The organism is Enterococcus sp. DIV1067f, assembly GCF_050543505.1.
GTDB classification, from domain to species: domain Bacteria; phylum Bacillota; class Bacilli; order Lactobacillales; family Enterococcaceae; genus Enterococcus_D; species Enterococcus_D entomosocium.
On record NZ_CP172940.1, the window covers coordinates 2,480,521 to 2,495,956 of the forward strand.

Below are 15,436 nucleotides of genomic sequence, written 5' to 3' on the forward strand. Positions count from 1 at the left end.
TCCCCTTTTCTTGTTTTTTATGAAAATAGCAATGATTGAAAAGCTTCAATCGTGGAACAAGCCAGCAACTGCGTGACTTTTTCTTCATCATTGATCAGTTCGATCAATTCCTTCATGATGGCAAGATGAGAGTAGGAGTCCACCGCAGCCAAGCAAAAAATGATTTTGACAGGGTCCATTTCTGGGTTCCCAAATGCGACTGGCGGCGCCAAGGTGAGGACACTCACACCCAACTGCTGGGCGCCATCTTCTGGTCGGGCATGCGCAAGCGCCAAATGTTTGCCAATGACGATATAAGGACCGTATTCCTCCACCGCCGCAACCATTGCCTCGATATAGCGTTTTTCGATGATCTGTTCTTTTACTAGCGGCTGCGCCGAGCGTTCAATGGCTTCTTCCCAATTTTGAACAGGAACGTTTAATTGAATATGACTAGCGGATAAAACATCTTTTAACATTGGCTGAATCTCCCTTGCATTAATGGCTAATTGATTTTGTTCAAACAAGTGTGTCAATTTGCGATAGGCGGCAGCATCGACCGTCCCACCGCTTTCTTCAATGACTGTAAGCAATTGATTGAAGAACAGCGTGGCATTTTTTTGGTCAAAGGCGATCCGCTTGAATTGTTCATTGTTTTTTAAGAAACGGCGGATCACTTGGTGATTTTCTTCATTGATGATCGGTGGGATCAGTAATACCGGCTTTTCTCGATAATCGATCTCATAGGTTGAAAAAACCAGATCCACATCGAATTTCGTGATCAAATTGACTTCTTGTGAATTCAAGACTGCCGCAACTTCTACTTCTGGAAACTTCTCCTTGAGGCTGGCTGCCAGCAGATTGCCGGTTGCCATTCCATGGTTACAGACGACGACCGCCTTATAGATCGTAATAATCTCGTGGTTCAATGAACTTAGGGCTGTAGAAAAATGAATCACGAGAAATGTCAGTTCATCTTCTGATAGTGGTTGACCGACGATCTCTTCGATCGTGGGGGCGAATCCCTTGACGGCTTGGTAGATTTGTCCATAATTTTTGCGAACGGTCTCTTTGATCGGATTGGGTACTTGAATGCCGCTCTTGGCTCGAACGATCAGCGCTGCCATATGTTTATACAATCCCTCTAACAACTCTTCTTCCTTTTTACTAAAAGGGATCTTGGTTTGGCATTCCACAAATTGGATCAGCTGCAGCGACAAGAGTTGCGCATGCGCCCATTCGATGGAATTGGACAAATCTTTAAAATTCAGTGATTCGATGATGAAAGAAAGATAGTTGACTTCGATTTCTGGTGGCTCGATCGAAAAGGTTTCAGCGATCGCCTGAATATAGGCTGACCCTTGGAGCGGATTGCTGGAAGTAGACCAATTCATGCGAGTGATAAATTCCTTCATTCTGATGCGCATCAGCCAAATGGCGGTAAACAATAAGATTTGGCTGCTGTACAGCTCATTTTGATTTGGCGGCAACACTGCTTGCATCACTTGTTGGATCTGCTTGATTTCTTTTTGCGGCAAATAGCGATAAAGCAATTTTGTAAAGACTAAATCTGGGGTCTGTTTATCAAGTGGCAGCCTACCGATCCGCTGATTGATGATGTCAAAAATCATCGTCCGAATCGCTCGTTCCGATCCATTCAACCGCAGTCCTTTTTTTCCTAGACTAATGATCTCAATGCCATATTTATTGATGTCCGCCCGCAAACGGCGCATGTCTTCATCCATGCTGCTTTTCGATATCTGGTACGCTTCTTCTTTTTTATTCAACACCAGGATCTCTTTTGAAAATGTCAGATGCAGTAGCAGATCAAAACTCCGCTCTTCACGGGTCATATATTCCGACTGTTGTGCCTGTAATGCCTGCCAAACGATGGCTTGCTGCTTTGAGGGCATTTTCAAAAGGATGCCCTTTCCTCGAAGGGTTTGGATCGGTCCGATGTGTAAGTCAGCAAGAAACGTGTTGATCTCATTCAAATCATTGCGGATCGTCCGCCCACTCGCTGCGGTCTCTTCTGCCAGTTGCTCGATGGATAGTGGATAATCAGTCACCAACAGGCGATGCAAAACATCTACGATTCGTTTTTTCACAACTTTCTCTCCTTCTCTGATTTGAGTATATGATTTCGCTTACAACAAAAAAAGTAGATGTTTCTGCCACTTTAGTTTGCAAAAATGTAAACGCTTCTATTTCGAAATAGGAATCTTTGCTCGATTATTTCATATTTTCCTTATTTTTCCTATCCGATGGAGAAAACGTTTAGATAGAGGATCAGATACAAAAAAAGCAAGAGCAGCTGCTCTTGCTTTTCGATGATGGTGCATTCTATTGTGTTTGATCCGTCGTGTCTTCTGGCTTATTTCCCAGCGCTTGCTCCATTTGCTTTACTGCCCAATCCATTAGAAAGATCAACAGCATTGCCAGCACACTGCCAATCAATGCCCCTGAAAAACGCAATGGGATCAATTTCAGTGGCGTAAAACTAGTACCGATCGTCATTAACAGCAGGACTTGTGGGTTGGTAAAGAAATTAGCAACGGTATAATTGACTGGCATAAAAAACTCCGTCAATATGTTTAGAATGATCAAGACAACTGCGATCGCTTCAAGGGGCATATGCAAGGACATCAATAAGAAACCCAGCAGCAGCCCTACGATTCCTCCCAGTACCCTGCCGATCGTGCGATTTTTGATTTTTTCCATATGTTCCCCTGCCAATACGGCAGCAGCGGAAATCAAGATCCAATACCCGTTGCTGTCCCGCAACAGATAGGCAATGTAGGTCGCAATAAACAATATCAAAGAAAAGTGCAGTGCTTTGATGACCATTTCTGGTTGCTGAGATAATGCCAGCGAATATTTCTCGTGCAAGCTCAGTTGTTGAAAGGCCGTTTTTTCTTCTTTCAACGGTAGCTGTTCAGCTAACGAAATCACCAGTCCAGCAAGCAATGAGCCTGCGATGCCGTAAAGCAAATAGGAACTGTGGTGCAAGATTTCTCCAAGATGAGCGGCGTGAAAGTTAAAGCCGGTGGCATAAAGCATCAACACGAAGAAATAATCCGGCTTGGGGATCCGCATCACTTTTGACAACAAAAACGCAGAAAACGATAACGCACCGATGATAAAAGGCGCGCTCCAAGGAATCAGTGCTGTCCCAGCGCCTAAAATAAATGCCAGCAGCAGCGCAGCGCCGTGGGTCAAAATGGCGCGCAGATTATAAAAAAGGGACCGATGTTGAAAAGCTAAGTATGAAAAAGCCCCCATCGCCCCCACAGAACTTATCAAAGGGTCCTGAACAAGAATCCCTATAAACAAAGGAACCGCCATCGCAAACCCTGATCCTAATGGACGCAAGACTTTTCGTTTGTCTTTCATGCAATTCCTCCTATCAAAAAAATATGTACGATGATACAGCGTTTTATAAACAACGTCCTAAACTAGTATACGAAGCAAAAGATGAATATGCAAATTTTTTTCAGAAACTTTGTGAAATCCTCGCAATGATGTCCTTGATCAAATCAAACGCTCATAGAAAACCGTTTATTCATGAAAAAGCAGCAAAAAGAGAAGCATTCGCTTGGCAACTGATTGCAAGCGAATGCTTCTAGCGATTCCTTCTCTCCCTTTAGACAACCCTTATTTCACTGAAGCGCTGGTGACCGCATCTGCTGCAGGTGCGTCATGAGTACTGGCACTAGTGACCGCATCGGTCGGTTCTTGGTGCACAGAAGCACTGGAAATGGCGTCTTCATTGCCGACAAGTTTTTGACCGGTTTGTTGCAAATACCATTCGATGATTGGCTTGAAATCAAGGATGTATTCGTTGATCCCCGCATATTCGCCGTTTTCATCGTGCATCGCTTGATAATTGTGGACAATGTATTTTTCTGGCACCTGTTTCGGCACATTGACCCGAACCGCGTCGGTTGCCCCACTGCGCAGCTGTTGGATCACCCACTCAACATTTTTGAAGGATTTTTCAGGATGGCATTTTGCTAACGGATTGCCGACTTGTCCTGGCACACGTGCTGCCAGCATATTTTGGGCTTCTTCGCGCAGATTGTAATACAAGAATTGGTTGTTGCTATCGGCAAATGTCAATTCCATCGGCATCGAATCTAAGAAGTAATTGATCTGATCGACTGTCAGCAAGCCGCGATTTAGTTTGACGTAGGTATTGCCAGAAACAGCACCGACTGCTTCAGCGGCTTTTTCCAGCCATTGATCATCATACATATCCACCCCTTCCACGGTGGTTGCGATTTTCCCTGTGGCGTAGAGGTCTTCGGGCGGCAATTGTTTGGGACCCGCTAAGGCAGAAACGACTTTGATAAATTGCAAGAAGCTGTTGATCGTCGCATCTAAAAAAGCAACCGTTCGGGCATCGATCAAATCACCCGCTTCATCGAAAGCTTCTTTGGCTTTGCCCAACAAAAACTCATTCCCTGGCATCACTAAAGCATTGACTCCCGGTGCGTCCAAAATCTGGCGCAGATGCAGCTGGGCCCTTGAAGTTCCTTGATCGTAGTAAGAGGCACCCACGATCATCACTGGTTTGTTTTCCAGAGGATGGATCTTGAATGAAAGCCATTCTAGCAAGCTTTTCAGTCCTGCCGTCACGGTATGGTTGTGCTCTGGTGTAGCAATGATCACACCGTCTGCCATCAGCAATTGCCGATTCAAACGCTGGATGGCTGGGCTTTGGGTTTGATCTTCCTCTTGATTAAAGAGAGGAAAGTCTTTGATCTCTACAAGTTCTAACGTGAATTCCTTTTTGTATTGATTTTTGATAAAGTTCAGCAGCTGACGATTGGTGGAGACTTCAGCGGCTGATCCGACGATTCCGATCAATTTCATTGTCTTTACGCTCCTATCTTTTGCGATTAGATGGTTTCCCATGAAAATTCAGCAGCTTCTTTTTGATTAGCGGCATGGGCGTGCTGCAACTGGCTGGTAATTTTTACAAATAATAGAAAATCGTTGAACAGTCCTTGCAGTTTTTGGGTCTGCTCTTCATCGATCAAGTTGCCTTGCTCGTCAAACGCTTGCAGCGAATGACCTAATAGAAATTCAGAGCTAGGCATGATCCGTGCTTTTAACTCTGGAGAGTCCAGAATCTGTCTTAGATGGGCTTGGGCACGAGAAGAACCTAACGTCCCATAAGAAGCACCAGTGATCATCACTGGCTTGTCAACAAAAGGGAAAATTCCATAGGACAACCAGTTCAGGGCATTGATCAACGCTGCGGGTACGGCATGATCGTATTCTGGTGTACTGATAATCACACCGTCTGCTGCTGCGATTTTTTCGGCAAGCTGGGTTACTTGTACGGGCAACTCCTTTGATTCTGGTTTGTTGAACATTGTAAGATCTTTGATCTCGACTAGTTCGATCTCTGCCTCATTGGCAAACATTTTTTTCATAAACTGCAACAACGTACGATTGGTGGAACGAGTGGTATTGGTTCCCACGAATCCGATAAATTTCATCCTGTCTCTTCCTTTCTGGTTGGGCTATCTTAAAAGTCTTGCCTGAATGCCTTTAGAGGCAATGACTTCATTTTCTTTGGTTACGATGATTCCTTCGATTTCTGGCTGCTGCTGAATCTCTTGCAAAACAACTGGAATGGGCTTGCCAAACAAGCGCGAAGTCCAGATTTCCCCCAGTAACGATGTCGCTGCAACGATCGTGATGCTCAAATACCCACATTCGATAGGAAAGCCACTCTGAGGATCAATCAAATGATGATACGTTCCTTCAGCGGTGGTCAAGACCCGCTCATAGATCCCCGAAGTGACGACGGTTTGGTCCTTGATCGGTAAAATGCCCAAGGTGTCGGCCCGACCGCCCTTGGGGTCTCGGATCCCGATCCGCCAATGTCCGTCCGAATGATTTGGTGCAGCGCCGAAACAGACAATATTTCCGCCTAAGTTGATCAATCCATACGCTACTCCACGGGCTTGGCAAAGGGTGCGTAACTTATCAGCGATGTAGCCTTTTGCTAATGCTCCGAGGTCGATCCTCATTCCAGCTTTTTTCAAAAAAACCTTGCCTGCTGCCAATTGGATCTGTTGCGGGTCTGTTAGCGCAAGCAATTTTTTGACCTGCGTCTCTGATACGATGCGGGCATCTTCAAACCCGATACGCCATGCTTGGACCAGTGGACCGATGGCAATATTCAACTGACTGTGGGGAGCACAGCTATGATGTTTGCCGATTTCGATCAGCTGGTACAATTCTGGATCAAGCGCAAGCCCCTTTTGTCCTGCCAACTGATTCAGCTGATTCAATTCCGATTGCGGATTATTGGCACTAAAGCGATGGTCGTATACTTTCAGCTGGGTCTCCAGCTCGTCCAGTAAACTTTCTGGTTTTGTATGAGCGACTTTTAACTCAATGAACGTGCCCATCCGCTGAATCGTGCGAGCGGCTTCTCTCACTGCTGCCTTCATAGAATCCCTTCTCCTAAAAACGATGCATTTCAAATTATGTTAGTTTTTTCACAATTAAAGAATACTCTCGATATATTTTTTTGTCAACAAGATTATATATTTTTTTATATAAGAAAAATCGAAAAAAGCAGTCCCTTCGTCGAAAGGACTGCTATTTATCAAGCATTTGCGCAACAAAACTTTTTTGTCGAAAATATATTTTTATTCGATCGTTTCTTCGACCGCTTTTAAATGCGCCAGTAATTTTACATTTTTATTGATTTTGGCATATGCTCGTGCATCGTGTAACATTTCCAAAATTGTTTCTTTCGGCTGTTGTTCGCGAATGGCATTTTCGGTCAGTTGGGCTGCCGCGCGAGCCAAGTAGTAAGTCAAATGATTGTCGGAACAAATCGCCAACACATAATTCAACAAGGTATCACTAGTTTCCAAATCATCGACTTTGGCATAAAAGACGCCGCAATGAAAGACGATGTTCAACACCCGCCACGTGTCTTCGATCGTTTTGATCGGATAGGTATAAATTTTCTCAAAGACCTTCGTCACATAAAATTCAGCCTTTGCCCATTCTTCTTCTCTGGCATACACCAAACCGATCCCAGTATACGCTAAGAGATCAAACAATTCCTCCGCCGTTTCATTCATCAATAACTGATCGAATTGAAACAAGACATCGGTAATCGCAGCTTCATTAAAAATCATTTCAAAGCCTTTTAAATAATCATATTGCGCTTTTAATGCTGGTTCATCGATCAACTTCACTTCGATTTGACTTAACAATGCAGCCAACTGTTCATACTCGCTCGTGATCAAGTAGAATTCGGCTTTTGCCAATTCTTCTTTGATTTTGGTCGTTGCGACATTCATGGAAGAAAACAAGTCGACCAATGGCAAGCCGATCCGATTACACAATTTGATCAAAATTTTGAGGGACGGTGCCTGCCCGTTGTTTTCAAATTTACTCAAAGTGGCTTGCGTACAGATTCCTTCCGAAAGTTCTTGCTGCGAGAAGCCTGCCTGTTTCCTCGCCTCAATAAATCGTTCAACATTCATCGCCTTGCTCCCTCCCATTGTCGATAAGACACTTCTTTTTTTCGTAAGCCGTCCTCAACTGCTGGGTCAGCTTGTCACAGATGCTGCGTTTTTCTTAGAAAAATCACCTTTTGCGATGGCTTTGTCCGTACAATAGTGGCCTTTGCCATGGGTCTGACGGACTTCTGCCAATTTTTCTTGGATCATCTCGAGGATCACCATGAGGTTGTCTTCATTGGCAACAAAGTCCAATTGATCCCCATCAATTTGCATTTTCGGACAAACGTCAAAGTTTTCATACCATTCATCGTATCGCTGATTCAATTCTTTGTAATAGTCGTACAATGTCGGATCATTGGCAATTTGTTCATAGGAACGACCACGTTTATTGATCCGTTCGATCATCGTATTCAAGGAAACCTTGATATGAACCATTAAATCTGGATGTTTCAACGGCGCCGATTCTTCCAATTCCCGAAGCATCGTATTCAACAGGTTATCGTATTGTTCGACCTCCATCGGTGCGATTCGACCTAGATCCGCATTTAGATGAAACATCAAACTGTCCTCATAGATGGAGCGATCAATGACATTGTCATCATTCGACAAAGCTTCTCGCATCCCTAAAAAACTTTTGTTTAAGAAAAAAATCTGCAATAAAAAGGCGTATCGTTCTGGATTGGAATAAAACAATGGCAGAACATCGTTGTCCTCCACGTTTTCATAAAAAGGCTTCGACGCCATTTCCTTCGATAAAAAATCAGTCAAACTGCTTTTTCCTGCCCCGATCGTACCTGCGATTAATAACACATTCATCCATCCTTTATTAAATATAGTCACCGACAAATGCTCGGTGCGCCATCTCTTCAAAATCATACGCTCTTAGTGCCGTCAAATCAGTCAAATACGCTTGTACCGACTCCGTCAACATCAGATTGACCGCCGCGGCTTTTTCCTGAAAAGCGATCACTGGTTTATTTAGTACGTGTGCTGCGCCGATTTCAAAGGCTGTTCCCGGATCAGTGATTCCTTCATGGTAATCCAAAACGGCAACGACGACGTCGGCTCGTGTCAATTCCAGCACGTCTTTTTCAAAAATTTCTCTCGCCCATTCCGGTGTATTGGTTTCAGATGAACCTTCTTGATACAGGCGCGGCGAATAGACCGCCAAAGGCTGTGGGTTTTCAGCTAAACTGCGTTCTACCTGTTTGAGTCGTGCGACTTGTTCGTTTGAAAAAAACGGTCCAGCTAAATAGACATGCTTCATCCTGCCAAGCACTCCTTTCCTGACCCCTTCGCCGCCAATCGTTGGATCAACGACTCAACGTCAGATAGGAAAAAGAGCGTTTCCGGCAGTTCAGCCCAAGCAAAGCTGGAAGCTTCAAACATTTTTAGCAGTGGCTTCAGTCCATCCTTCAAGACTTCGTTCATCAACACACCGATTGGCTTGACTGGCAATTTCCCAAGAGTCATAAAAGAGCATATTGATGACAACTCCTCTAGTGTACCAAATCCACCAGGTAATACAAGGTAGGCATCGCTCATTTCCAGCAATTGTTGTGTTTGCTCCTCCCTCGTATCCGTATAGAACTCGGTGTATGTGCTTGATCCAGTGACGATTGACGGCAAATCTTCTGCAAAGGAACCTGATGGATAGATCCCCGTCACTGCGCCTTCTTTTTCAAAGACCCCATTAACGATCTCCCTCATCAAGCCAGCCAAAGGGGCGCAATAAATCAACTCGATGTGATTTTTTGCTAAGGCATTGCCGATGGCACGAGCGGTCTTTGCCAACTTTTCCTCATTTTCTAAACGGGTACCGCAAAATACAGTTACTCTCAAAAACAACAGCTCCTTCTTCACTACACCTGCTATTTTACACAATCTATTAAAAAAGTAAATACTACATATTGTGCTTCATTTAGATAAAAATCGATCTATTCACTATATATTGTATATATCCATTTACATCTTTTCGCTTTCCCTTAAACGTTACAAACTTTGAAAATAGCAGATAAGAAAAAACAGAATCAGCTTCCATCGATTGCCTCAGTCCTCTTTCATCCCACATAAAAAAACACGATGCAGGTAGGCTCGTGTTTTTTTATCCATCACTTTTTTTCTCTTGTCCAAGCAAAATTTAGCAAAAATCTGTATAAAAAAATTATTTTTCGTCGGTGGCTGCTTTCAGCTTTTTCAAATCCTCTTGCTCGACAAAAAAGGTCACTTCTCCTGTTTCTAAATCGACGGATGCTTTGACTTCAACCCCTCGTGGGAAAAACTTGCTGGCATCAGTCTCGATTTTCAAACGCATCGTTCCGTCTTTCAATCCAGCACCATAGGTCATCGTACGAAAGTTCTTTTTCATTCCTGCTCGCTCCTTTTTTAATAGCTCATCGACACTGCACCCATAAAGGGTACTCAGTTTCAATAAATTCAAACTGTCTGGTACCGTCTTGCCGGTTTCCCAATTTGAGATCGATGTGCGGGTCACTAAAATTTTTTTTGCTACTTCTTCTTGGCTCATTTGCTGTGTGACTCGATGGTTCTTTAGTGCTTCCCCAATCGTCATCTTGGCCTCCTTCTTCTACCTTAACGCAGACCTGCTGTGGTTTCTGCTCAAATCCATTGATATCATGGCGTTGTCAAACAGTTTTGACAGGATTTTCTTAAACGAACTCTCCGTGATAGCGGTTTTCTTTCTATCATAGATGAAAAAAGAACAAATGACTAGAAAATGATTTTTTTATCTCGACTATATTACTACAAAAAAAGTAGCACGAATAAATCGTACTACTTGAGAAAACACGATCTGTTGTTAACGGTGGATCGTCACTTCTTTTTTTACTTCCACAGTGACACGGCCATTTTTGATGACCACTAAACGTTCAGGAATATCGATCAGCACATCGGCTTTTCTCTGGGTATCTAAAAGAATCAAATCTGCGCGGTTGCCAACAGCGATCCCATAGTCTTTGATATTTAATGCTTTGGCGGTATTGGTCGTAATCATTGGCAAGACCGTCGGCAGGTCATCGGCGCCGCCTAAGTGTGCCACTGGCACAGCCAACATAGCGATTTGAATCAAATCACCGTTGCCATATGGCGTAAAGGCGTTACGAATATTGTTGCTGCCTAAGCAGATATTCACACCGGCATCACGTAATTTGCGAATCGGCGTCACGGCACGACGAACGTTGTAGGCATCGTTTCTAGCACCTAAGTGTAAGTCGGTCGCAGGCAACGGCATCACATTGATTTGGGCTTTGACCATCAAATCGATAACTTCTGCCAGCTGATCCGGTTCCATGGCGTGCAGCGCAGTCAAATGTCCTACAGATACCCGACCTTGGTAGCCTTCTGCGATGGTTTTTTCACACAGGTAGACGATCGATGTATCGTCTGCTTCGTCAGCAAAATCCTGATGCAAGTCAATGTCTTTGTCAAATTGTTTGGCGATCTCAAAGATCAAGTCGATGTGTTCATTGGCTGGCGCATCATTGTAAGGAATGCCGCCAACGACATCGGCGCCTTTTTCCATCGCTTCGATCATCATTTTATCCGTCCCTGGAGCTTTAAAAATCCCTTCTTGCGGAAAGGCAACGACCTGAATATCGATCAAGTCGCGGTATTCTTCTTTTAAGCGCATGATGGTGTCAAATCCAGTGAAGCCTTGTGCTGGATCAAATTCGGCATGGGTGCGCACAGCAGTCGTGCCATGTACGATCAGCATTTCTAATGCGCGTTTCGCCCGATCGTAAATGTCTTCTTCGGTAAAGGTCGGTTTCAGTTTTGCCGTAACTTGGATCGCTTCTTGCAATGTACCTGAATTATTGGGCTCACGATCGGCGATCAAGGCTTTGTCTAAGTGGATATGGCTTTCGATCAATCCAGGGATCACCACTTTGCCTTTCGCCTCAATCGTTGTTGCTGCTGATTCTTCAATGTTGGGTGCAACTGCGGTGATTTTTCCTTCTGAAATTGCAATGTCTACTAATACTGCATCGTCTTCAAGACGTGCTTGCTTGATCAATAAATCCATGTTTTCCTCCTATCCATCAGCCAAACACTAAGCCGATGACTAATAATAATACGGCTGCTAAACTCAACCACTTCACGTTTCCTTTGACTACAGCCAGAATCGGAATTTGGAAACCAGAAGATAAAGCTTGCATCGTAATGTTGACGAAACTCATTTGACTGCCGAGGCCAACCCCCATCGTTACAAAGCCAAGAGCTAAGACTGGGAAGCCTAATGAAACGGCAACTGGTAGCACTAATGTTAAAACGGAGCCGACATAGGCACCTGCGGGAATCCCAATCAAGACACCCGTCAAGATCGCCACGGGAACGACGATCGCTGCGGGGGCATTTTGTGCCGCACCTGCAATTACAGCAAACGTCCCAGTTTCAGCGATTACGTTGATGAAGGCTAAAAAGATCCCCACTTGGAACAAGCGGGTCAAAATATACGTGGATCCGTCCACCATCGCTTCCACCGATTGATTCATCGAAAAGTCGGTACAAACAAAAATCAACGCCAACGTGACCACCATATAAACTAGCGGTGTAAAGAGGACAAAGCCGATCAGGTCATTGATCAACGGACCAAAGATGACCGCAAAAAGCAAGAAGATCGCAGGCAGTGTCGTTTTGAACAACTCGCCATTGCTTTTGTTCTCATACTCTTGATTGGCTGATTCTTTGAAGCCCAGATGACGACGCTTGGTCCCGAAGAATGCCAATAAAATCGCCAAACCAACGAATAACAACCAAAATGGGCGCATTTGATCGACATAAGAAGCGACACTAAAGCCGCCTAGTTCAGACACGATACTAGATTCCAAAGAGGCAGGAGAAGTCGTAAAGGAGACCGCTGCTGCCAACGACATCGCTGCGATCAATTCGGGTACCACCCCAACTGCCGCAAATGCTAACGGTGCGATCACCATTGCACTCCCGCCGCCGATCCCAGACATATAAGTCGCTGCTGCCAATAAGATGACAATAAAACCAGCCACATATTCCACTTTTCCTTTGGTCCCTCTTTTGGCTAAGGTTAAGGCTGCCGTATAACTACCGGCTTTGAAGACCGCCATCGCTACAGCGGAATTGATGATTGGCACCGTAATACTTAACATCGTCGGAATAGCTTCCAACAGTTGCGAATTGGCTTCAGCTAAACTGATCCCGCCAATAATCATCGCCAATATCCCAGCAATCAAGCCAGCAATGATCATATCTACTTTTTTAAAGAGTAAAACCAGTACTAACACTAACGGAATCAGTACTAAAAATGCTTTGACTCCAGTTGGTGCAACGATCTCATTGATCGCTTCTGCCGCAAACACTGTTCTTTCTGAAAAGATAAAAAGAATGAGAGCCATAAACAGTGAGACGAACGTTCCCTTTTTTTTCATCACATTTCTCCTAACTTATATGAATCTTCATATAATAAATGTTGTGTTGCTATGGGGTGTTGCTGATTGATTTTTCCGCTGATTATTCTCTGGTGTTTCCCACCTTCTTTCCTCGAAGAAAGGAATCAAGCAAAAGACACCTGCTTTTTCGACCTTTTTCGCCACTTTTTCTTTCTCTATTATAATTCTTGTTGTTAACGCTTTCTTTGGACATTATTCTAAAATAAATCTACGTTTTTTATCCAATTGGCTAAAAGCGCAGAAAAAAGCGCGGCTTGTGGAGAAAAGAGCCTTCATTTGATCCTCTGGCCTTTTCTCGGAGCCCCGCTTTTTTGATGTATCTTCTGCCTATGATCGTTTTTCCCCTCGGTTTGTCCAGCGTTTCAGTTTATAAAAAAGCATCAGTTGCTTGCGCGCTCGCTTGATCCGCTGGTAGCGCTTGGGCTGCTTCTTGTAAAATGCTTGATGGTAGTTTTCCGCTGGCCAAAAGGGTGCAGCCATGCGGATCTCGGTCACGATGGGTTGCTGATAATAACCAGATTGTGCTAGTTCCTTTTTGGCTCGTTGCGCAAGCACTTCTTGCTCAGCAGTCGTATAGAAAATGATTGGACGATAAAAATTGCCGCGATCTTGAAATTGTCCGAAAGCATCAGTCGGGTCTGTCACTTGCCAATACAACTGTAACAAGTCCTGATAGGTGATGATTTTGGGATCAAAAATGATCTCTACTGCTTCGACATGCCCTGTTGTTCCACTTAGTACTTGATCATACGTCGGATTCGGGACTGTTCCCCCAGTATACCCCGACAAAACGGAAAGAATGCCCTGCTGGTCTTCAAAAGGCTCTACCATACACCAAAAGCAGCCGCCAGCAAAAATAGCCACTTCTTGTGCTTTTCCACCTGTTTCGGTCGGCTCCATGGAAACTTCTGCTGGTTGGGCTTTGCTTGTTTCTTCATTCATTGCCTTTTTCGGTGCTGGCTGGCTGATTGTTTGATAAAACTCGGCGACATTCGGGGTCAGATTGTTTCTCAGTGCCAAAGGACGCAACGACGTTTCTAGTTTTTCCAAAACCCGCCTGGTCTGTTGGTCTTCAAGACTATTTGACGATTCCTTTTCGTGTTTGCCTGCTTTTTGTTTGGTCGCCAGCTGAGTTTCCAGTGTATTTTTTACTTGCACCAGTTGTTCTCGTTCCCACTGTCTCGTGCCAGGATGCAAGATCAAATTATAGATTTCTGACAGCCACGCCATCGTTGTTTGCTTCATCACCATTGCCCCTTTGTCTCATGAAGGAGCGGCTCTCGCTCCTTGTTTGGTTGCACTGTACCATAGTTTCGCCGATTCGACCAATTTGATGCCCAAAAAACGTTCGAGAGAAATCCTCGAACGTTTTTGGCTTTTGTATGGGTTGGCGTATAAATCGTTCAGGCTTTTGAGAATGGCGTTGCTATCTCAAAGATTACAAAGGAGTATAAGTTTACGGACACACTGTCTATAGAATAAAAGAAAACAGCATGGTCAACATCGATTAGATGATCATGCTGTTTTTATCTACTTACTTTTTGAAATACTGTTCTAACTTTTATCAATAACTCATCAACCAAGTGCTCATGCCCTTTTTCCAAAAAAACACATGCTCTGGCTTCATAATCAATTGTCGTTAATTGATCTAGCAATACTTTTCCTGTTGTTTTCATGCCATAATCTGGATCAATACTTACGTATAACGAATAGTTTCTACTTGTACTAGAAATCGGAGCAATGGTGGCAACGTTACTATAATCTGCAATCATGTCATGACTTAAAACAATATAGGGCCTTTTTTCCGTTTGTTCATGTCCAGAACGAGGAGCTGTATCCAACAACAAAATATCACCTTGTCTAGTTTTTTTTACCACCTTTCATTCCCTACGGCTTCACCTAAACGTTGAATTTCCACCTGATTTCTCTCAGCAGTGTAATTTTCAAATAACTTTTCAATCGTTAACTCGTTTTCTGAATTTGCCGCTTCGATGATTAGTCGCTTATGCCCGTTTACTTCTTCTTGTATTATCTTCACTTTGTCATCAGTATGAATGCCAAGATACTCCATAATGTACTTTGGCAATCTAAGACCGTTACTATTGCCCCATTTTTTTATAGGTAACATTTCCATGCGCGACACCTCTTTCTATATATACATAGTATAAGATATATCACGACGGAGTATATACATAATTATCCTTTTGTCGAAGCACCTAAATTCATTTAAAAAGAATTGTTCTTAAAAGTTTACTCTGCTGTCCTAAATTAGGATCTTTCTATCCTAACTAATTGAGCTACTAAAGGAATTTTGAAATGAAGAATAGAAAAAGGATCAAAAATTATTAAGTTTCTGATCCTCAATAATATTGTACCAATATTATCTCACAACAAGAACAAAATACATAAATTAGACTCTGTCGCATTCTTAAAAATCAAAATTGTATAATATCATACTATGATTAGTTGCTTGATTCGGTGAAACCTTCTTCATTAGGCGCAACTTGCCACCCA

Annotated in this window: 15 protein-coding genes; all 15 read right to left on the bottom strand. The window is 43.6% G+C overall.

The genetic code is table 11. The features are described 5' to 3' along the window. Positions 1 to 17 precede the first annotated feature (17 nt). Entirely contained in the window at positions 18 to 2,087 is a 2,070-nt protein-coding gene (locus IGJ42_RS11415) for a BglG family transcription antiterminator (RefSeq protein ID WP_252708485.1), read from the bottom strand. A gap of 235 nt (positions 2,088 to 2,322) precedes the next feature. After that, positions 2,323 to 3,372, bottom strand: coding sequence for an FUSC family protein (locus tag IGJ42_RS11420; RefSeq protein WP_005234658.1), 1,050 nt, complete (start codon positions 3,370 to 3,372; stop codon positions 2,323 to 2,325). Positions 3,373 to 3,633: 261 nt separating this feature from the next. After that, the gene (locus IGJ42_RS11425) at positions 3,634 to 4,854 is read right to left on the bottom strand and encodes an NAD(P)H-dependent oxidoreductase (RefSeq protein WP_430615458.1); all 1,221 of its coding nucleotides are present in this window, start codon (positions 4,852 to 4,854) and stop codon (positions 3,634 to 3,636) included. Positions 4,855 to 4,880: 26 nt separating this feature from the next. Continuing rightward, positions 4,881 to 5,486, bottom strand: coding sequence for an NADPH-dependent FMN reductase (locus IGJ42_RS11430; RefSeq protein WP_430615461.1), 606 nt, complete (start codon positions 5,484 to 5,486; stop codon positions 4,881 to 4,883). Between the two features lie 24 nt (positions 5,487 to 5,510). Then, positions 5,511 to 6,449, bottom strand: a complete 939-nt coding sequence (locus IGJ42_RS11435; protein WP_252708488.1) for an FAD:protein FMN transferase — start codon at positions 6,447 to 6,449, stop codon at positions 5,511 to 5,513. A 201-nt stretch (positions 6,450 to 6,650) separates the two neighbouring features. Beyond that, positions 6,651 to 7,502, bottom strand: a complete 852-nt coding sequence (locus tag IGJ42_RS11440) for a helix-turn-helix domain-containing protein (protein WP_015509261.1) — start codon at positions 7,500 to 7,502, stop codon at positions 6,651 to 6,653. A 66-nt stretch (positions 7,503 to 7,568) separates the two neighbouring features. Continuing rightward, on the bottom strand, positions 7,569 to 8,291 hold the full coding sequence (locus IGJ42_RS11445) for a deoxynucleoside kinase (protein WP_139960047.1): 723 nt from the start codon (positions 8,289 to 8,291) through the stop codon (positions 7,569 to 7,571). 16 nt (positions 8,292 to 8,307) lie between these two features. Further along, positions 8,308 to 8,748: a nucleoside 2-deoxyribosyltransferase gene (locus IGJ42_RS11450; protein WP_430615464.1), complete on the bottom strand. Its 441-nt coding sequence runs from the start codon at positions 8,746 to 8,748 to the stop codon at positions 8,308 to 8,310. Further along, positions 8,745 to 9,323 carry an LOG family protein gene (locus IGJ42_RS11455; protein ID WP_101699226.1) on the bottom strand — a complete coding sequence of 193 codons (579 nt, stop codon included), beginning with the start codon at positions 9,321 to 9,323 and terminating at the stop codon, positions 8,745 to 8,747. The genes IGJ42_RS11450 and IGJ42_RS11455 overlap by 4 nt, the downstream gene beginning before the upstream one ends. A 322-nt stretch (positions 9,324 to 9,645) precedes the next feature. Beyond that, a complete protein-coding gene (locus tag IGJ42_RS11460; protein WP_061054425.1) occupies positions 9,646 to 10,053 on the bottom strand; it encodes a helix-turn-helix domain-containing protein in 408 nt (135 codons plus the stop codon). Positions 10,054 to 10,299: 246 nt separating this feature from the next. After that, positions 10,300 to 11,523 (bottom strand): amidohydrolase family protein, encoded by a 1,224-nt coding sequence (locus IGJ42_RS11465; RefSeq protein ID WP_430615466.1) that lies wholly within the window; start codon positions 11,521 to 11,523, stop codon positions 10,300 to 10,302. Between the two features lie 16 nt (positions 11,524 to 11,539). Beyond that, positions 11,540 to 12,901: a citrate transporter gene (locus IGJ42_RS11470; protein ID WP_430615468.1), complete on the bottom strand. Its 1,362-nt coding sequence runs from the start codon at positions 12,899 to 12,901 to the stop codon at positions 11,540 to 11,542. Between the two features lie 348 nt (positions 12,902 to 13,249). Further along, positions 13,250 to 14,173, bottom strand: a complete 924-nt coding sequence (gene msrA / locus IGJ42_RS11475; protein ID WP_430615471.1) for a peptide-methionine (S)-S-oxide reductase MsrA — start codon at positions 14,171 to 14,173, stop codon at positions 13,250 to 13,252. Positions 14,174 to 14,448: 275 nt separating this feature from the next. Continuing rightward, positions 14,449 to 14,799 (bottom strand): type II toxin-antitoxin system PemK/MazF family toxin, encoded by a 351-nt coding sequence (locus IGJ42_RS11480; protein ID WP_430615473.1) that lies wholly within the window; start codon positions 14,797 to 14,799, stop codon positions 14,449 to 14,451. Next, positions 14,793 to 15,056: an AbrB/MazE/SpoVT family DNA-binding domain-containing protein gene (locus tag IGJ42_RS11485; RefSeq protein WP_087664981.1), complete on the bottom strand. Its 264-nt coding sequence runs from the start codon at positions 15,054 to 15,056 to the stop codon at positions 14,793 to 14,795. Before IGJ42_RS11485 ends, IGJ42_RS11480 begins: the two co-directional genes overlap by 7 nt. Between the last annotated feature and the right edge of the window lie 380 nt (positions 15,057 to 15,436).